This is a genomic window from Streptomyces sp. x-19 (assembly GCF_046549115.1).
Lineage (GTDB): Bacteria > Actinomycetota > Actinomycetes > Streptomycetales > Streptomycetaceae > Streptomyces > Streptomyces albulus_C.
This window is the reverse complement of sequence record NZ_JAJPWK010000011.1, coordinates 118,905-137,368: the sequence shown is the minus strand read 5'-3', so window position 1 is coordinate 137,368 and position 18,464 is coordinate 118,905. Positions and strand designations below refer to the sequence as shown.

The following is an 18,464-nucleotide window of genomic DNA, read 5'->3' as shown; positions in this document are numbered from 1 at the left end:
GTGAGGCTAACCTAATGACCGTCGGTTAGGGTGGGTGCGGCAACCCCCTCCGGCGGTGTCCCAGTCGTCGTTGGAGCATCACGTACGACCTGAGGAGCCGGCCTTGCCGCACGTCACGCACGCCCTGGAACCCCGCACAGCCCAAGGGCGCGGCGATGGACTGGTGGAGCTGCGTTCCCCGGAGCGGCTGCGCGAGATCCTCGGCGAGCCGCACCCCGCGGTGATCGACAAGGTGCACGACCAACTGGACGACCGGGACCGGGAGTTGCTCGCCCGTTCGCCGTTCTGCCTGCTCGCCACCGCGGACGCCCACGGCAACTGCGACGTGTCGCCGCGCGGCGACGGCCCCGGCTTCGCGCACGTCGTCGACGCCCGCACGGTGGCCCTGCCTGACTGGCCGGGCAACCGCCGTGGGGACAGCTTCCACAACGTCCTGGCGAACCGGCGTGCCGGCCTGTTGTTCCTCATACCGGGCGCCAAGGACGTGCTCCGCGTCAACGGCCGCGCGCGCATCCTCACCGACGCCCCCTTCTTCGCCGACATGGCGGTCAAGGGGCAGCGGCCGAGGCTCGCCCTGCTCCTCGATGTCGAGGAGGTCTACCTGCACTGCCCGCAGTCGCTGAACCGCTCGGGGCTGTGGAGCCCGAACACCTGGGGGCGGCCCGCCGGGCAGCCGGCCTAGCCGGTCCGCGCCCGCCGGGCTACGCGGCGTCCGCCGGGAGCGCGACCGGGTACTCAGCGCCGAAGTCGGCGGAGACGGAGACGGTCCGCCAGGCTTCGGCCTCGGCGCTCTGCCGGCGCGCGTGGTCGACCGCCATCCGGGCCGCGTTCGAGCCCAGCGGCAGGTGGGTGGGGAGGTGGTCGCGCTTGACCACACGCACCAGGATCTCGGCGGCGCGGTCCGGGTCGCCGGCGGACCGGCTCCCGCGGGCCCGCTCGGTGAAGGCGCCCACGGTCTCCTGGTACTCCGGCGGGACGTCCTGGACGTCCATGGAGGAACCGGCCCAGTCGGTGGCGAAGCCGCTGGGTTCGACGACCAGGTAGCGGATCCCGAACGGCGCGGTCTCGGTGGCGAGCACCCGGGTGAGGCCGTCGATGGCGAACTTGGCCGCCTGGTAGGAGCCCAGGCCGGCGCTGCCGCCCACCCGGCCGCCGATCGAGGAGAACTGCACGACGATGCCGCCGCCCTGTGCTTTGAGGAGGGGGAGCGCCGCCTTGGAGACGTTGTACACGCCCCAGAAGTTCGTCTCGAACTGGCGGCGGAAGTCGTCCTCCGGCGCCGTTTCGACCGGGGCGACGTTCGCGTAGCCGGCGTTGTTGACGAGCACGTCGATGCGGCCGAAGCGGTCGCGGGCGGCGTCGAGCGCGGCCGCGGCAGCGGCGGCATCGGTCACGTCGAGCGCGACCGGGAGGACCCGGTCGCCGTACCGCTCGGTCAGGTCGGAGAGCTGTTCCGGCTTGCGGGCGGTGGCGACGACCCGGTCGCCCGCTTCCAGGGCGGTCACGGCGAGGGAGCGGCCGAAGCCGCGGGAGGAACCGGTGAGGAACCACGTTTGAGTTGCCATGGAGATAGCGAAACATGGTTGCGTTAATAGTGCAACCGTGTTGCGTTACGATGGCGCCATGGCCAGTCGCAGTCAGCCCACCAGAGCCCGCAGCTCCGAGGCCAAGCTCGCCCGCGAGGCCGCGATCCTCGACGCGGCGGCCCGCCTGGCCACCGCGCACGGCATCCGCACGGTGACCTTGACCGACATCGCCGCCGAGGTCGGCATGCACAAGTCGGGAATGCTCCGCTACTTCGAGACCCGGGAAGAGATCTTCCTGCGCCTGGCTGCCGCCGGGTGGGTGGAGTGGTCGCGGGCGGTGCGCGAGCGGCTCGTCGACGCGGCGCCGGACACGGGCGACGCGCGCGCCGCCCGATCCGCCGACGGCGTGCGCCACGAGCCCCGCTCGCGCGCGGTGGCCGGCCTGTTGGCGGAGTCGCTGGTGGCGCGGCCGCTGTTCTGCGATCTGCTCGCCCACACGCCGATGAACCTGGAGCGCAACGTGTCGCTGGAGAGCGTCCGTTGCTTCAAGGTCACCGCCCTCGCCGAGGTCGCGGCGGTGGGCGAGGCGCTGTGCCGGGTGGCCGCGCTGAGCCCGGCGCAGGCCGGCAACGTCGTCGCCACCGCCACGTCCATGGCCGGCGCGCTGTGGCAGATGGCCGCCCCGGGCACCGAACTGCGCCGCCTGTACGAGACGGACCCGGACCTCGGCCACGCCGTCGTCGACGTCGTCCCCCGGCTGACCGACATCCTCGGCGCCATGCTCCGGGGGTACCGCGCCGGCGACGACGCCGAGTAGGCGAGGGCGCGCCGCGCACCTCCCCCTGAAAGGGCCGGCCCTTCCTCCCCGTCACGGCGCCCCCGGCGTCCCCCGTTGCGGGGAGGTGAGGAACCGCCGCGCCTGAGAACTTTCGCGCACACCCCGCCCGGCGGACCTCCGCGCAGCCCCTGCGCGGAGGTCCACCGCGCACCCCGGTCCGCGAAGGGAAGCCATGACCTCATCATCCGCTCCGCACGACTGCGCGCCGTGACGTTGACCCTGGCCGCCGCCGTGCTCGCGGCGTGGTCGTTCTTCGGTCAGCACGATCCCGGAACGGGCCTCGGCACCCTGGAGCGCATGGCGGCCTTCGCGGTCGACGCGTGGATCGTCGTCAGCGGCCTCGCCGCACTCCGCGCGCACCGAGCGGACGTCGCGGGAGGGCCGCGACCGTCGGTGCGCCGCGACTGGGCAGCCCGGCGCCGCCATGGATCCGCGGGCCAAGGCGTAGGTGGGGGCCGCGCTCGACCGGCTGGGCGTGACCGTGCGGTTCGGCGTCGAGGTGGCGAAGGTGCTGCCCGACGCGCTGGAACTGGCCGGCGGTGAGCGGATCGCCGCCGATGCGGTCCTGTGGACCGGCGGCACGCGCGTAGCGCCGCTGGCGGCCGCCGCCGGACTGGTCGTCGACGAGCGCGGGCGGATCGTGAGCGACGCCGCGTTGTGGTCGGTGTCCCATCCGGAGGTGTACGCGGCCGGCGACGCGGCCGCGATCCGGCAGGGCTACGGTGTCATGCACGGCACCCGCCAGGGCGGCATGCCGAGCGTGAAAATGACGGCGTGTCAGGCCGGTGCGGCGGGGCGCCGGGCGTCGGCGGTGCGGAGGGGGTGCGCGGCCCGGTCCGACGCCTATCGCGTACGCACCCCGGCGCGCAGTCGGCCCTTCGTGATCTCCGCATCAATTTCTCCTCGTTCGCCGAATCTCATTGCCGCGGGGCGCACCACGGCACAGAATGCGCATGACAAATCCGGAGGCGGTGGACAGGACCCCGCGTCATGCCGCGCCGGTACACAGAGTTGAGAGGACCCCCACATGCATCGACCTCTCGTCGGCACCCTGGCCACCGCCGTCATGGGAGCCGCCGCCCTGCTGGCCACCGCCGGTCCGGCGGGCGCCGCCCCGTCCGGCGCCCCCGCGCACCACAAGCCGAAGCCCCCGCGCACCAAGGCCGTTGACTTCGCCGGCACGGTGGCGCTGGACAATTGCTCGGGATCGATCGTCAAGATGCCCGCCTCGCAGCCGAATGACCCCGCGTTGGTGATGACCAACGGGCACTGCCTGGAGAGCGGGATGCCGTCGGCGGGGGAGGTGATAGTCGACCAGCCCTCCAGTCGCAGCTTCACCGTCCTGGATAAGTCCGCCGGCGACCTGGGCACGATCCAGGCCACCAAGGTCGCCTACTCGACGATGACCGACACCGATGTAACGCTGTATCAGACCAGTTCGACCTACGCGCAGATCGAGCAGAAGTACGGCATCAAGGCGCTGGAGCTGTCCGCCGACCACCCGACCAAGGGTGCCGGGATCACCGTCGTCTCCGGCTACTGGAAGAAGACCTACAGCTGTAGCGTCGACGGGTTCGCGCCCACCGTCAAGGAGGGCGACTGGACCTGGAAGGACTCGGTCCGTTACACCCCGGAGTGCAAGGTGATCGGTGGCACGTCCGGTTCGCCGGTAGTCGACAACACCACCGGCAAGGTCACCGCCATCAACAACACCATCAACGAGAACGGCGAGCGGTGCACCCTCAACAACCCGTGCGAGGTCGATGAGAACGGCAACGTCACCGTCCACGACGGCATCGGCTACGCGCAGGAGACCTACTTCATCACCAAGTGCTTCGGCGCCGGCAACAAGCTGGACCTGAACGCCTCGGGCTGCATCCTGCCCAAGCCCTCGGGCGTGCGGCACTGACCCGTACGACGCGGAACCGGTCCCCGTGCACCCGTGTGCACGGGGACCGGTCGTTGGAGCGGCCGGACTCGGCCTTCACGACGCGTGGGCCGTCGGCGCCCTGCGCCACCAGCACGGCGTGCGGATGTGCTCTCGAAGCCTTGCCTGGCTGGCTCACGGTGCAGGTGGCGATGGCGATGGCGCCGGCGAGCGCTCCGCTCCGCAGGGGCTCAGGGGAAACGTCGTCGCGGCAGCAAGGCCAAGCGCCGTGGCGCATGTCAGTATTTTGACATGGCGGCGTCGGCGCCCTAGCCTCGATGGCGTCAAAGTTTTGACATAGGGGGGATCCCCATGTCCGTCACCATCGCCGACCCCGACCCCGACTCCGTGGCCCTGCAAGTCCGCGACGTGGACGCCGGGAGTACGATCCGCACCTCGATCACGGACCGTCCCTTCGGGGCGACGTTCACCTTCGAGGGCCCGGAGGGCCACCCGCTCACCGCACACGGAGGCTGACCGTGACCGCCGTCTCCTTCACCCCGGCCGGGCCCTTCTCGCTCGCCGCCAGCATCCGATTCCTGGAGGGCTTCACCCCCGCGAGTTACCACGACGCCGCGGACGGGATCCTGCGCCTGGCGTTCCCCGCCGACGACGGCACCTCCGTGGTCGCGGCCACCGTCCGGCAGGACCCGGCAACAGGCGGCGGCACCGGCACGGTGCGGGCCGAATTCACCGTGCACCCCGGCACTCCCGCCCCGGCGGAGGCGGCGCCCACCGGGGCCGCGGCCGACGAGGCCGTACGGGCGCAACTCGCCCGCATCCTCTCCCTCGACGTCGACGGCACCGGATTCCCGGCCCTTGCCGCGGATCCGCTGGTGGCGGGCCTTATGGTGGACTATCCGGGGCTGCGCCCGGTGTGCTTCCACTCGCCCTACGAAGCCGCTGCCTGGGCCGTCATCGGCAACCGCATTCGCATGGCCCAGGCATCCGCCATCAAGGCCCGCATCGCGAGCCGGCACGGACTCCGCGTCCACATCGCAGGCCAGACCCTGCACGCATTCCCCACCCCCGCCGTGCTGCGCACCATCAGCCACGTGCCCGGTCTGACCGACGTCAAGATCCAACGGTTGCACTCGTTGGCCGAAGCCGCCCTCGACGGGCAACTCGACGCCGCCCGCCTGCGCGCCCTGCCCGCCGACTACGCCCTCGCCGACCTGCGGGCGCTGCCCGGCATCGGCCCTTTCTCCGCGGAGCTCGTCCTCATTCGGGGAGCGGGACACCCCGACGTCTTTCCCCGTCACGAACCGCGCGTCCACCGTGCCCTCGCCGCCGCGTACGGGCTCGGCGCCCCGGCCGCCGCCGACGCCGCGCGACTGGCCGCCGTCGCCGACCGGTGGCGGCCGTACCGCAGTTGGGTCGCCACCCTGCTCCGTATCCGCGCCCAGGACACGCCCGGGCCGGGTTCCGCGTGCCAGGGCGCGCCGCCACCCGTCACATCTCGCGCGCGCGGAGGCGAACAGTGCTGAGCTGTTGCGGGTGCCTTCCGCACGCGGTGCGGAGGCGCCCTGGGGTGTGGCGGGGTCGCCGGACTGGCGCCGGGCCCACGGCTGTCAGGTGCGACGACGCCCGCCGCGGGTCAGGGCCGCGGTTGCTGCTGGGTGACGCAGTGGATGCCGCCGCCGCCCGCGCCGAGGCTGTCGATGTCGAGTTGTTCGACGACCCGGTCCGGGAAGAGTTGCCGGAGTGTCGTCTTGGCCGCGGCGTCGGCCCGGGCGTCGCCGAACTGGGCGGAGATCACGGCGCCGTTGCACACGTAGTAGTTGGCGTACGCCGCGACGAACGTGGGGCTGGTGGACCGGATGCGTTGGTAGTCGGGGCCCTGGAGCGGGGTGACCGTGATCGGGTTGCCCCGGGCGTCGGTGGCCGTGGAGAGGATCCGGTACTGCTCGCGCGCGTCCTGTGACCAGGCGTCGGTGTCCGTGGCGAGCGGCATCTGGACCAGACCGGAGGCGGCGGCCAGGAACCTGGAGGTCGCGTCGACGTGGTCGTCGGTGATGTCGCGCCCGGTCACGCCGTCGAACCAGATCACCTTGGTGGCCCCGTACGCCTCACACAGCGCGCTTTCGACCTGTGCCTGGCTCAGGTCCGGATTGCGGTTGGTGTTGAGGAGACTGCTCCTGGTGGCCATGAGCGTGCCGTCGCCGTCGGTCTCCACCGCGCCGCCCTCGCCGACGAAGCCGGCGGCGGTGAACGGCACTCCGAGGTGGGCCGCGATCCGTTCGGCGACCAGGGCGTCCTGGGCGTGGCGCTGCTTGCCGCCCCAGCCGTTGAAGTTCGTGCCGACGGCGTCCAGGCCGCCGGCGCCGTCGGTACGGAAGACGGGGCCGCTGTCGCGCATCCAGCAGTCGTCGACCGGGATCGTGTCGAGGACGGTCACGGAGGGTCCGCAGGCGTTCCTGGCTGCCTGCGCGCTGGCGGGGTTGGCACACAGGGTGACGGGTTCGTACTTCGCGATCGTGCGGGCTATCAGGGCGATGTTCGCCTGGACGCCGGGGAGTTTCGGCCCCCAGACACCGGTGCTGTCGGGCCAGGCCATCCAGGTCCTGCTGTGGGCGACGGTGTCGACCGGTACGGCGAAGCCCTGTGCCGTGGCGGGTGCCGAGCCGGTGGCCAGGGCCTTGCCGGTGCCGGTCATCGACCAGGCGGCGCCGGCCGCGGCGAGGCCGGTGGCGACCAGGAAGCTCCTTCTGGCGAGGGCGCGGCTGACGCGGGTCTGTCGTGCGGAGTGGTCGTCCATCTCTGCTCTCCGATCGGTCGGGTGGATCAGTGGTGTACGGATCCGTTCCGGGGCCGGTGCGGCTACGGGGTCCGTCGGGCCGTGGCGATGGCCCGGGGATCCCACCCGGGGCGGGGGACGGAGTCCAACAGCAGTTGGGTGTAGGGGTGTTGGGGGGAGTCGAGAACCTGCGTCGTACCGCCGGATTCGACGATCCGTCCTTGGCGCATGACGACGACGTCGTCCGTGACGCAGCGCACCACCCCGAGGTCATGGGTGATGAACAGGTAACTGATGCCGGTCTGCGCGCGGATGTCGGCGAGCAGGTTCAGGATCTGTGCCTGCACCGAGACGTCGAGTGCGGCGACGGCCTCATCGAGGACGAGGACGGCGGGTTCCACCGCCAACGCCCGTGCGATGGCGACCCGTTGCCGCTGGCCGCCCGAGAGCTGCCGGGGCAGTGCCCCCGCGGCCCGGGTGCCGAGCCCCACCTGGTCGAGGAGTTCTGCCGTGCGGCGGGAGCGGTCGACCCGGGGGAAGTGGAGCCGCAGGGTCTCCCGCAACAGCGCGTCGACGCTGACCCTCGGATCGAGGGAGAGGTAGGGGTCCTGGAAGACCATCTGCACCTCGCGGGCGCGCGCCAGGCGGGCGGCCCGTCCGCGGGCCCGGTCGCCGCGCCGCCGGCCGCGCACCACGACCTCGCCGGCGTCCGCGTGTTCCAGGCCGACGACGATCCTGGCGGTGGTCGTCTTGCCCGAGCCGGACGCGCCGACGATGCCGAGCGACCCGCCGGAGGGGAGGGTGAACGTCACGTCGTCCACCGCGCGGACGGTGCCGTAGGAGCGGGACAGTCCGGTGACGGCCAGGGCGGGCTCAGACATGGCCGGTGCTCCCTTCGAGCCGGTCGCCGTGGTGGCAGGAGACAAGGTGGGCGGGGTCGCCGGGCACCGCGTCCGCGGCGGGTGTTCGTTCGAAGCACACGTCGGTCGCGGAAGCGCAACGCGGCGCGAACGGGCAGCCGGTCAACTCCGTGCGCAGGTCCGGGGGTTGGCCCTCGATGGCGTCGAGCCGACCCCGCGGTGCGTCGAGCCGTGGGGTGGCGGCGAGCAGCGCGGCCGTGTACGGATGCCGCGGCCGGGCGAACAGGGCCCCGGCGGGGGCCGATTCGACGATCCGGCCGGCGTACATGACGCACACCCGGTCGCTGAGGGCCGCCGCCAGGCCGAGGTCATGGGTGACGAAGAGCAGCCCGGTGCCGAACCGGGTGCGCAGGTCCGTGAGCAGGGCGACGATCTCCGCCTGGCTGATGACGTCGAGGGCGGTGGTGGCCTCGTCGGCCAGGAGCAGGGCGGGTTCCCCCATCAACGCCGCCGCGATCATGACGCGTTGGAGCATGCCACCGGAGACCTGACTCGGGTAGCGCCGCAGCAGTGCCGGAGGCAGGCCGACGGCTTCGAGCATCGCGCCGGCGCGTTCTTCGGCCGCGGCGGTGGGCGTCTTGGTGTTCAGGCGCAGGCTCTCGGTGAGGAAGTCGCCGATGCGGCGCAGCGGGTTGATGGCGGCCCGGGGGTCCTGGAAGATCATCGCCGCGGTGCCGGCGCGCAGCGTCCGGAGCTGCCGGGGCGTCAGCGTGAGCACGTCCGCGCCGGCGACGGCGATCCGGCCCTCCGCGACGGCCCCTGGTGGCAGCAGGCGCAGGACGCTGCGCGAGGTGAGGGTCTTGCCGGAGCCGGACTCGCCGACCAGGGCGACGGTCTCGCCGGCGGAGACGGTCAGGTCCACGCCGTCCAGCACCGGCCGGGCGGTGCGGGGCAGCCGCAGCCGCAGCCCCCTGATGTCGAGGACGGGTGCGGTGTCGAGCAGGGCGGGGGAAACGAGGGTGCTCATCAGCGGTCCCTCCTGGCAACCCGGTCGGCCCAGTGTTCGCCGACGACGTTGAAGGCGACGACGGTCAACACGATCGCGGCGCAGGGCAGGATGGCCGAGAGGGGATAGCCCTCTTGAACGGCGGTCTGGCCGTCGAAGACCATCCGGCCCCAGTCGGGAGTGAGCGCCGGGACGCCCAGACCGAGGAACGACAGGCCGGCCAGGTCGATGAGGGCGTAGCCGAAGTTGATGGTGGACTGGGCGAGGACGACGGGGGCGATGTTCGGCAGGACGTGTCGCAGGCAGACCTGGAGGCCCGACTGTCCCTGGACCAAGGAGGCGCTGACGTAGGGGCGTTCACGCTCGGCGAGCACCAGGGACCGGGTGAGCCTGCTGACGTAGGGGAGGTAGGCGACGGCGAGGGCGAGGACGGGCGCCATGAGCCCCTCGCCGTACACGGAGACGATCAGGATCGCGAGCAGCATCCCGGGGAAGGCGAAGACCAGTTCCGTACTGCGGGAGAGGACCGAGTCCAACCAACCGCCCCGCCATCCCGCCAGCGCGCCGACGACGACACCGGTCAGCGTGGAGAAGGCGACCACCCCGAGCGGGCCCAGCAGTGAGGTGCGGGCGCCGACGAGCAGGCGGGAGAGGGTGTCGCGGCCGGATGCGTCGATGCCGAACGGGTGGCCCACCGAGGGGCCGGCGAGCGCGTTGCCCAGGTCGACCGCGTTGGGATCGGCCGGCACGAGCCAGGGCGCGAGCAGCGCCGCCAGGACGAGCAGGGTGACGGCCGCGAGGCAGAGCAGGTACAGCGGTGCGCCCGCGGTGCGGATCCGGGCGAAACCGGGTCTGCGCAGGGGGACGACGGCGGTCATCCGATCGACCTCCCCGGGCCGTAGGTGACGCGCGGGTCGACCAGCGGATGGAGGAGGTCGACCACGAGGTTCACCGCCATGAAGAGCCCGACCATGATCAGGGAGATGGCCTGCACCGTGGGGAAGTCCTTGGTGGTGATGGACAGTTCGAGGAGCTGGCCGATGCCGCCGACGCCGAAGGCGGACTCGACCAGGACGGTGCACACCAGCAGGGTGGAGACGATCAGGCCGCCGGTGGTGAGCACCGTGCCCAGCGCGTTGCGGAACACGTGGCGACCGATGACCCGGCGCTTCGGCACCCCGCGGCTGAGCGCCACGGTGACGTGTTCCTGGCCCAGGACGTCGAGCATGGCGCCGCGGGTGACGCGCGCCAGCATGCCGATCAGGTACAGCGCGAGGGCGAGCGCGGGCAGCGTCAGGTGCCAGAGCAGCTGCCCGAGGCCGTCCCCGGTACCGCCGGCGGGGAACCAGTGCAGCCGCAGCGCGAACAGCCCCTGGAGCAGGACCGCGGCGACGAAGGAGGGGGTGCCCACGGCGAGCGCGGTGGTGATGAGGATCGTGGAGTCCACGGCGCCGCCGCGGACCGCACCGATCCGGCCCAGTACGAGCCCTCCCACCAGCACCAGGACGAGCGCCATGAAGACCAGCAGCAGGGTCGCCGGCAACCGGTCCGCGAGGAGCCGGGACACGTCGGTGCGGTAGGTGATCGAGCGGCCGAAGTCGCCGTGCAGCAACTGCCCGAGCCAGCGGGCGTACCGGACGACGAACGGGGCGTCGAGGTGGTACTGGGCGTTGAGGGCGCGCAGGGTCTCCGGCGAGGCGGAGCGTCCCGACAACAGGAAACTCGCGGGGTTGCCGGGCGCCAGGTACATCGCGCTGAAGATCACGAAGGAGGCGCCGAGCAGGGTGGCGGCCATCTCCGCGACGCGTCGCAGGGCGAATCGCACGAAGTTCATCGCGCGGCCCCGACGTCGGCGGCCCAGGGGTAGTAGAGGTAGCAGATGGTGGTGGGTGCGCCGGTGATCCGGTTGTTGAGGAACACGGCGGTGGGCCATTCGGCGACGGGGATCCACAGGACCTGCTCGGCCGCCTTGTGCTGGAGCCGGGCCTCGACGGCGAGGCGTCGGGCCGGGTCGTCGGTCGCCCGGGCCTGGTCGACCAGGGCGTCGTAGGCCCGGTCGTGGTAGCCGGCGTAGTTCTGGTAGGCGCCGGTCTGGAAGTTGCTCAGCAGGTCCAGCGGATCGGTGATGGAGTCGTAGTACGTCTCCGGGAACATGTCGATCCCCTTGCGCGCCTCGGGGTCGGTGAACAGCGCCGAGAAGGCGTTGGGGGCGATGGTCTTCAGGCGGACGTCGAGTCCGATCCGGGTGCCGGCCGCCTGCACCGCGGTGGCCAGCAGGGACACGTCCTGGCCGATGGAGCTGGTGGCGAGGGTGACCGTCTTGCCGGTGGCGCCCGCCTCCTCGACGAGCCTGCGGGCCGCGGCGATGTTCCGGTCGGTCGGCGGCAGTGGGTCGAAGGCGGCGCGTTTGACCGGTGCGGGGGCGGCGGCCCAGGCGGCCTTGGCGGTGAGGGCGCCGGTGGCCGCTCCGGCCCCGCTCAGACCGGTCGTGACGAAACCGCGTCGGTCCAGCGCCAGGGACAGCGCGCGACGAACCCGGACGTCGCCGAGCGGACCGTGCATGTTCGTCACGTTGACGTTGACGGTGCTCAGCCCCTCACCGAAGGAGAGGGAGCCGACACCGCTGGAGCGCAGTGCGGCGTAGCTCTCGGTGGGGATGAGGTATCCGCCGTCCACCTCGCCGCCGAGCATCGCCTTGGTCCGCGCGGAGGCGTCGGGGAGGAAGCGGAACACCACCTTCGCCGACTTGGCCCGTCGGCCCCAGTAGCCGTCGAAGCGGCGCAGTTCGACGGACTGGCCCTTGTCCCACGTCCCGAGCCGGAACGGGCCGGTGCAGTCCAGGCTGCCGGAGGTGCCGTAGTCCCGGCCCGCCGCCCGTATCCCGGAGCGGCTCGCCACCACCCCGGCCGCGGTCGCCATGTACTGCGGGAACTGCGAGTCGGGCCGGGCCAGCCGCACGGTCACCTGGAGCGGGCCGGTCTTGGTCAGGGCGGCGACGTTCTTGAACACCGAGGCCCACGCCGACCCGTTGGCCGGGTCCCGCTGCCGGTTGAGGCTGAAGACCACGTCGTCGGCGCTCAGCACGCCGCCGTCGTGGAAGCGCACGCCAGGCCGTAGGTCGTAGACCCAGGTCAACGGGTCGGGATGGGACGCCTTCCGGGCCAGGCCGGGGGCCATGGTGAGCCCGGGCGTCCACCGCATCAGACTCTCGCAGACGTTGGAGAGGATCATGTTCTGCGGGTAGTCGAAGGCGGAGACGTAGTCGAGCGTGGACGGCTCCGCGTACAGGGCCCAACTGAAGGAGTCGATCTCTCCCTTGGCGGCCGGGGTGCGCGCGGACAGCCGGAAGTCGGTGCGCGTGCCGGAGGAGCCGGTACGAGGCGGCCCCGCGCAGGCGGACGTCAGGAGGAGGGCGGACAGCGCCCCGGCTGCGAGGGCTCGCCACCGGGGAGGGCGGCTCCTCGGGCGGGGTGGAGGTGCGGGCATCGATGCGGTTCCTCTCCTTGCACGGCGGGTCGGGCGAGGGTGGCCGCCCTGGGCCGTCCGGGCGACGGACGGCCCGGGGCCGGCGCGGGCGCGGTGCGCTCAGGCCCCGGGCGCCACGGCGGGAACCTGCTGGGTGATGCAGTGGACTCCGCCCCCGCCGTGGGCGATCACCCGGGCCGGTACGCCCACCACCGTGCGATCGGGGCAGGCCGCGGCGATGACGGCCAGCGCCTCGGCGTCCTGTGGCAGGCCGGCGACCGGGACGACGACGCCCCCGTTGGCCAGATAGAAGTTGAGGTACCCGACCTCCACCTGTGCACCGGCGACCTCGACGAACGCGCTCTGCGCAAGCTCGACGACCTCCAGGTGGCGTCCGCGGGCGTCCGTGGCGGCGGCCAGCACCGCGCGGTTGGCCCGCATCCGTGCGTGGTCCGGGTGCGCGGGGTCGTCGGGCAGCTGCACCACGACCTTGCCGGGGGCGACGAAGGCGCAGACGCCGTCCACGTGGCCGTCGGTCTCGGTGTCCAGCAGACCGCCGTACGGCAGCCAGATGACCTTGCTGACGCCGAGCCGGGCCTTCAGCTCGGCCTCGATCTCCGTGCGGCTCATTCCCGGGTTGCGGTTCGGGTGGAGCAGGCACTGCTCGGTGGTGATGAGTGTGCCCTCGCCGTCCACGGTGATGGCGCCGCCCTCCAGGGCCATCTCGGAGCGCACGGACGGGTCACCGAGCACGCCGAGCAGCAGGCCGCTGACCCGGTCGTCGGCGTCGAACGGTCGGTGCTTGCCGCCCCAGGCGTTGAAGCGGAAGTCCACGCCGGCCCGTCGGCCGTCGGGGCCGAGCACGAAGAGCGGTGCGGAGTCCCTGAACCACGAGTCGTCCATGGGCAGTTCGAGCACCTCGATCCCCGGACCGCACAGGGCGCGGGCCTCGTCGCCGTGGCCGGGCGGCGCGACCATGGTCACCGGCTCGAACCGGGCGACGGCACGCGCCACGTCGGCGTACTCCTGCTGGGCCGCGTCCAGGACGCTGCCCCACAGGTCGGGCCGGGTGGGCCAGGCCATCAGACAGCGCTCGTGTGCGGTCCACTCAGCGGGCATGCGGAAGCTCATGGGAACTCTCTTCTCCGGTTTTTCCGGACGGGAGGAGGGGAGGCCGGGTGTGCGAGACGGCGGGCGCCAGGGCGGCAGAAGCAAGGCGATTGCCGATGATCCAGGGCGCGTTGAGAGGTCCAGTGCGGGGTGGACCTTCGATGTGCGGGAATCTTGCCCCGAACTGAAAATTCAGTCAAGAAGTTCGACGAAGAATCCTGCGGCGTCAGAGGGGATGGGGGTGCAGGCTGGGCCCAGGGGGCGCCGGGCAGGCCGGAGCGGGCGACGTGGCGCCGCCGGAGGGCGCCGTCGAGACCGTCGCCGCACGGGTGCCACGGGTGGGCTCCGGCCCGGCACCCGGCGCCCCTCAGGGGAAGTGGAGCCTGGACAGGGAGGCGGTGTCGGCGGGTTCGGAGCACACGGGGGCGCCGTCGAGGGTGACCAGTCCGCTGCGTTCGTCTCTGTGCATCATTGCGTCGCTTTCTGTGGCAGGTGAGCGGCGTCGTTCCGCGTGAAGATTGACACTGACTGAAAATTCAGTCAAGAAGACAGGCGGCAGAGGTCAGGGGGCTGCTCGATTTCGAAACGGCGCGTGCCAGGCACCCGCCGTTTCGCGGGGGAGGGGCGCGGCGGGCTCAGCCGTCCTTGCGGTACTGGCTGAGGGAGACCGACACCTCACCGCCGCCGGGGGCGACCTCGACCAGCCGCACGATCGCGACCTCCCGGCCGTTGGGGCTGCGGACACAGAAGGGGTGCTGGTCTTCGAGCGCGTCGAACTTCAAGGAGGACGCGGGGGCGGTGTCGATGCCGGCGAGGCAGTCGCCGAGCGTGAGGCTGTCTCCGGGGGCGACGAACGCGTCGCTGTCCGCGGGAACCGCGAACTCGGTGGCCGAACGCGACAGGTACCAGTCGACGCTGGACTCCGGAACGACCTTGCCGTCGTGCAGGTCGAACTCGTAGCCCGGATCCGGGGAGGTCAGTTCCACGCCGGCGTATCCCGGGCCGTACGCGTCTTCGGGCGCGCCCCGCGACTCCTCGGATCCGGCGGACGACGCGGTGTCCTCGGGCGGGTAGTCGAAGTAGTAGACCGCACCGCCGCCGAGCAGCAGCGCGGCGACCACCGCCGGCACGACCCAACGGACGGTGCGCCGCCCGCGCCGCGCCGGGGCCGGCGCTGACGGGCCGGGCCGCTCGACCGGTGGCAGGGGCGGGGAGGTGGCGGTGACGGTGGGCTGTGCGTGGGGCGCCGGGGCCGGCGGGGACGGTTCGCCGTGGCGCACGAGCTCGGTGTGGACGGCCGTCGGCAGCCACGCCTCGGTGAACCGCACCTGGGCGCCCACGGCGGGGTGGGCCCGCACGGCCTCGATCACCGCGCTGGTGGTGGGGCGGTCGGCGGGGTCCTTCGCCAGGCACCGCCCCAGCAGGTCGTGCAGTCCGACCGGCACGCGGGCGAGGTCGGGCGGCTCGTGGACCGCCCGGTACAGGGCCACGGATTCGGGGCAGTCACCGAAGGGCGGCGTGCCGCTCGCGGCGTACACGGCCAGCGCGCCGAGCGCGAAGACGTCAGTGGCGGCGGTGGCGACGCGCCCCAGGGCCTGCTCGGGGGCCATGAAGGAGGGCGTGCCGATCCGCAGGCCGGCGCTGGTGAGCGCGACGGCGTCGGCGGCCCGCGCGATGCCGAAGTCGATGACCCGGGGGCCGTCGGCGGCGACGAGCACGTTGGCCGGCTTGAGGTCGCGGTGGACCACGCCGGCGTCGTGGATCGACTGCAGCGCCTCCGCGATGCCCGCCATGAGGAGGAGCACGGTCTGCACCGGGAGCGGACCGTGCCGGCGGAGCACCTCGTGCAGGGACGGGGCGGGCACGTAGGCCGTCGCCAGCCACGGCGTCACGGCGTCGACGCCGGCGTCCACGACCTGCGCGGTGTACAGGCCGTGGATCCGCCGGGCGTTGGCCACCTCCTGGACGAAGCGGTGGCGGAACTCGGGGTCGCCGGCGAGTTCCGGCCGCACCGCCTTGAGTGCCACCGGCCGGCCGCCCGGTGTGTACGCCAGGTACACGTGCCCCATGCCGCCCGAGCCGAGCCGGGCGTGCAGCCGGTACCCGCCGATCTCCTCCGGATCGTCGGCGGCCAGGGCCGCGGGGCGGGGCAGCGCGCCGGGACGGTGGGTCGTCATGGTGTGGCTCTTTCGGAAGGAGCGGCGGAGGTGAGCCGCCGAGGACCGATCGGGAGTGAGGGACCGGATCGACGGCCGCGCGGCTGATGCTAACTGAAGTTTCAGTCAATCTGGATTCCAGGGCGGAAGAGCGGGGGAGTGGAACTAAGGTGGGTAACCGTGAGTGACCGTAAAACAGCGATCATGGAGGCGGCCGCGCGGGTCATCGCCCGGCGCGGGGTGCGCGGACTGCGGGTCGAGGAGCTGGCGGCGGAGGCCGGTGTGTCCACCGCCCTCATCTACTACCACTTCAAGGACCGGGCCGGCATCCTGCGCCGGACCTTGGAGTTCATCAATGACCGGGCCGCCGGCTACACCACCGGGCGCGCCCCGGACGCCCCCGCCCTCAGCCCCCGGCAGGAACTCGAACAGGCCCTGCTCCTGGAGCTCCAGGACGACGAGGAGGTGCGGGAGAACAGCACGGCGTGGGGCGAGCTGCGCGCCAGCGCCATCTTCGAGCCCCAGCTGCGGGAGGACCTGGCCAGGGCCACGCTGATCTGGGTCCAGGAGGTCGCCGAACTGCTCGGCCGGATGCGCCCCCTGGCCACCGCCGCCGGCCTGACCGTCGCCGCCGAGCGGCTGACGGGCCTGGTGGAAGGGCTCAGCATGCGGTGGCTCGGCGGCGTCCTGCCCCTGGAGCACGCCCGCGCGCTCGTACGGGACGCCGTAGAGGCGGAGTTGGAACGGCTGGGGCGTCGGTAGGGGCGGGGCGAGTCCGCCGCCGCGGGGCCCGCCCCGGGGCACCCCGGTGGTTACTGTACGCACGTGACTACCCGACGAGCCAAGCTGCTGGAAGCAACCTGCCGAGTGATAGCCCTGCGCGGGGTCCGCGGGCTGCGCGTGGAGGACGTCGCCGCCGAGGCGGGTGTCTCCAAGACCCTGATCTACTACCACTTCCGCGACCGTGCCGGACTGGTCACCAGCGCCCTCGACTACGTCAACGACCGGGCCGAGAGCTATGCCGACGTCGCGGCGGTTGGCGGTGCCCCGATCCGTGAGCTGCTGCTCTCCCTCCTGGCCGCGGAGTTCCAGGACGACACCACCGTGCGGGAGAACTCCGCAGTCTGGGGCGAGGTCCGGGCCGCCGCGACGTTCGAGGACGGGCTGCGACCGACGCTCGCGTCGCTGACCGAGCGCTGGCTCGTGGACGTCGCGGAGCTGATCGAGGACGGGCAGGACGACGGAAGCATTCCCCCGACGGTCGACTCGCGGGCCGTCGCGGTCCGACTGACCTCCCTGGTGGAGGGGCTGAGCGGACGCTGGCTGGCCGGCTTGCTCAGCACCGCCGAGGCCCGGGCGCACGTCGCCGCCGCGCTGGAGCGCGAGCTTGCCGGGAGCCCTCAGGGCTGACTCCCGGGTGGGCGCGAAACGGGGACGCGCCTGGCGAGCGAGTTGACTGAAAATCCAGTCAGTGTCACAGTGGGGGCATGGTGATACCGGGTCTCTGACGCGCCCGGACTCACGCGCTACGCCCCGCCGCCACGGCATCCCGGGTGTAGGTGGTGCGGCCGCACCCGATCCCGCCGTGCGCGTCGTCGACGCGCTCGCTTTTGGACGGCGGCGACGGGACCGCTTCGCCCACGGTCCGCACAGGACCCGCGGCCGACGATCGCCCGCACTCACGGATTCGATGTGGAGCCCCCCATGAACGACCTCCCCGTAGGCAAGTGGCTGCTCGACACCCTCCTCGGGCCGCGTCCCTCGCGCGGGGCCCAGGCCGGTGGCGCCGGAGCGCACGACTGGCGCGTGCCGGCGGACGACGTTCCCCACGCGCGGACCTGGATGTCGTGGCCGTCGCGGAGATCCATCTGGGGGCGCCACCTGGCGGGCGTCCAGCAGGACATCGCCCTGGTCGCCCGCACGGTGGCGGCGTACGAGCCCGTGATCATGTGTGCGCCGGACGACGTCACCGCCGAGGACGCGACGGCCGCCTGCGGCCCAGGCGTCACCGTCGTCGACTCGATCCCCACGGACGACCTCTGGATGCGCGACACCTGTGCCGTCTTCCGGCGCGACGGCCGTGGCAACCTCGACGCCGTCGGCCTCAACTTCAACGGATGGGGACGCAAGCAGACGCATCACGACGACGCGGAAGTGGCCTGGTCCGTCGCCGAATTCAACGGAATCGCCTTCAGCGAGGCCGAATTCGTCGGAGAGGGCGGTTCGATCGAGACCGACGGTGACGGCACGGTGCTGGCGACCGAAAGCAGCCTGGTGAACAAGAACCGCAATCGCGGCATGAGCCGGGAGGACATCGAAAGGGCGGTCCTGGCGGCGTACGGCGCCGAGAAGATGATCTGGGTTCCCGGGGTGCGCGGCCGGGACATCACCGACAACCACATCGACGTCACCTCCCGCTTCGTCCGCCCCGGTGTCGTCCTCGTGCAGGTCCCGCCGGACGACCGGAACGACGTCTGGGCCAGGGACGCGCGCGAGCAGTACGCCATTCTCTCCGCCGCGACCGACGCCAGGGGGCGTCGCCTCCAGGTGATCCGCGTGGACGGGCCCGACAGCGTGCGCCCGCGCAGCTCGACGTTCGTGGATTCGTACCTCAACTTCCACCTCGTCAACGGTGCGGTGATCACCGCGCAGTTCGGCGACGTGAGGGCGGACGCCGCGGCCCGCCGGACGCTGGCCGAGGCATTTCCCGGCCGCGAGGTGGTCCAACTGGACGTCGACCGCCTCATGGGCGGCGGCGGTGGAATTCACTGTTCCACGATGCACCAACCCGTCCCGTAGGCAGCCACGCCCCCAGACCTGCCCGAATTCGCCAGGGCCG

The 18,464-nt window shown here is 72.3% G+C and carries 18 protein-coding genes; 9 read left to right on the top strand and 9 right to left on the bottom strand.

Annotation, left to right across the window (positions count from 1 at the left end):
* Positions 1-103 precede the first annotated feature (103 nt).
* Entirely contained in the window at positions 104-682 is a 579-nt protein-coding gene (locus tag ACLJT4_RS24290) for an MSMEG_1061 family FMN-dependent PPOX-type flavoprotein (RefSeq protein WP_411125128.1), read from the top strand.
* A 19-nt stretch (positions 683-701) separates the two neighbouring features.
* Here ACLJT4_RS24290 and ACLJT4_RS24285 read toward each other — a convergent pair whose 3' ends face one another.
* Complete coding sequence (locus tag ACLJT4_RS24285) at positions 702-1,565, bottom strand: SDR family NAD(P)-dependent oxidoreductase (RefSeq protein WP_411125126.1); 864 nt, start codon at positions 1,563-1,565, stop codon at positions 702-704.
* A 58-nt stretch (positions 1,566-1,623) separates the two neighbouring features.
* Between ACLJT4_RS24285 and ACLJT4_RS24280 the strand changes: the two genes are divergently transcribed.
* The 5 genes from ACLJT4_RS24280 to ACLJT4_RS24260 all read left to right on the top strand — a co-directional run bounded on the left by ACLJT4_RS24280 (position 1,624) and on the right by ACLJT4_RS24260 (position 5,778).
* The gene (locus ACLJT4_RS24280; RefSeq protein ID WP_411125124.1) at positions 1,624-2,343 is read left to right on the top strand and encodes a TetR/AcrR family transcriptional regulator; all 720 of its coding nucleotides are present in this window, start codon (positions 1,624-1,626) and stop codon (positions 2,341-2,343) included.
* A gap of 469 nt (positions 2,344-2,812) precedes the next feature.
* Complete coding sequence (locus ACLJT4_RS24275) at positions 2,813-3,379, top strand: FAD-dependent oxidoreductase (protein ID WP_411125122.1); 567 nt, start codon at positions 2,813-2,815, stop codon at positions 3,377-3,379.
* Between the two features lie 12 nt (positions 3,380-3,391).
* Entirely contained in the window at positions 3,392-4,273 is an 882-nt protein-coding gene (locus ACLJT4_RS24270; RefSeq protein WP_411125120.1) for a serine protease, read from the top strand.
* A gap of 330 nt (positions 4,274-4,603) precedes the next feature.
* Entirely contained in the window at positions 4,604-4,768 is a 165-nt protein-coding gene (locus tag ACLJT4_RS24265) for a hypothetical protein (protein WP_411125118.1), read from the top strand.
* A gap of 2 nt (positions 4,769-4,770) precedes the next feature.
* Positions 4,771-5,778, top strand: a complete 1,008-nt coding sequence (locus ACLJT4_RS24260) for a DNA-3-methyladenine glycosylase family protein (protein ID WP_411125116.1) — start codon at positions 4,771-4,773, stop codon at positions 5,776-5,778.
* A gap of 110 nt (positions 5,779-5,888) precedes the next feature.
* Here ACLJT4_RS24260 and ACLJT4_RS24255 read toward each other — a convergent pair whose 3' ends face one another.
* The 8 genes from ACLJT4_RS24255 to ACLJT4_RS24220 all read right to left on the bottom strand — a co-directional run bounded on the left by ACLJT4_RS24255 (position 5,889) and on the right by ACLJT4_RS24220 (position 15,646).
* Positions 5,889-7,049, bottom strand: coding sequence for an agmatine/peptidylarginine deiminase (locus ACLJT4_RS24255; protein WP_411125114.1), 1,161 nt, complete (start codon positions 7,047-7,049; stop codon positions 5,889-5,891).
* A 62-nt stretch (positions 7,050-7,111) separates the two neighbouring features.
* Positions 7,112-7,909, bottom strand: a complete 798-nt coding sequence (locus ACLJT4_RS24250; RefSeq protein ID WP_411125112.1) for an ABC transporter ATP-binding protein — start codon at positions 7,907-7,909, stop codon at positions 7,112-7,114.
* Entirely contained in the window at positions 7,902-8,915 is a 1,014-nt protein-coding gene (locus tag ACLJT4_RS24245; protein ID WP_411125110.1) for an ABC transporter ATP-binding protein, read from the bottom strand. The genes ACLJT4_RS24250 and ACLJT4_RS24245 overlap by 8 nt, the downstream gene beginning before the upstream one ends.
* A complete protein-coding gene (locus ACLJT4_RS24240) occupies positions 8,915-9,772 on the bottom strand; it encodes an ABC transporter permease (RefSeq protein ID WP_331248935.1) in 858 nt (285 codons plus the stop codon). Before ACLJT4_RS24240 ends, ACLJT4_RS24245 begins: the two co-directional genes overlap by 1 nt.
* Positions 9,769-10,728, bottom strand: coding sequence for an ABC transporter permease (locus ACLJT4_RS24235; protein ID WP_411125107.1), 960 nt, complete (start codon positions 10,726-10,728; stop codon positions 9,769-9,771). The genes ACLJT4_RS24240 and ACLJT4_RS24235 overlap by 4 nt, the downstream gene beginning before the upstream one ends.
* Positions 10,725-12,380, bottom strand: a complete 1,656-nt coding sequence (locus ACLJT4_RS24230; protein ID WP_411125105.1) for an ABC transporter substrate-binding protein — start codon at positions 12,378-12,380, stop codon at positions 10,725-10,727. The genes ACLJT4_RS24235 and ACLJT4_RS24230 overlap by 4 nt, the downstream gene beginning before the upstream one ends.
* Before the next feature lie 99 nt (positions 12,381-12,479).
* Entirely contained in the window at positions 12,480-13,490 is a 1,011-nt protein-coding gene (locus ACLJT4_RS24225) for an agmatine/peptidylarginine deiminase (RefSeq protein ID WP_411125103.1), read from the bottom strand.
* Between the two features lie 614 nt (positions 13,491-14,104).
* Positions 14,105-15,646, bottom strand: a complete 1,542-nt coding sequence (locus tag ACLJT4_RS24220) for a serine/threonine-protein kinase (RefSeq protein WP_411125101.1) — start codon at positions 15,644-15,646, stop codon at positions 14,105-14,107.
* A gap of 183 nt (positions 15,647-15,829) precedes the next feature.
* Between ACLJT4_RS24220 and ACLJT4_RS24215 the strand changes: the two genes are divergently transcribed.
* From ACLJT4_RS24215 to ACLJT4_RS24205, 3 genes are all read left to right on the top strand, one after another.
* Positions 15,830-16,387: a TetR/AcrR family transcriptional regulator gene (locus ACLJT4_RS24215; RefSeq protein WP_411125310.1), complete on the top strand. Its 558-nt coding sequence runs from the start codon at positions 15,830-15,832 to the stop codon at positions 16,385-16,387.
* A gap of 63 nt (positions 16,388-16,450) precedes the next feature.
* Positions 16,451-17,035 carry a TetR/AcrR family transcriptional regulator gene (locus tag ACLJT4_RS24210; RefSeq protein WP_037635980.1) on the top strand — a complete coding sequence of 195 codons (585 nt, stop codon included), beginning with the start codon at positions 16,451-16,453 and terminating at the stop codon, positions 17,033-17,035.
* Between the two features lie 294 nt (positions 17,036-17,329).
* Positions 17,330-18,424: an agmatine/peptidylarginine deiminase gene (locus ACLJT4_RS24205; RefSeq protein WP_411125099.1), complete on the top strand. Its 1,095-nt coding sequence runs from the start codon at positions 17,330-17,332 to the stop codon at positions 18,422-18,424.
* Positions 18,425-18,464 lie beyond the last annotated feature (40 nt).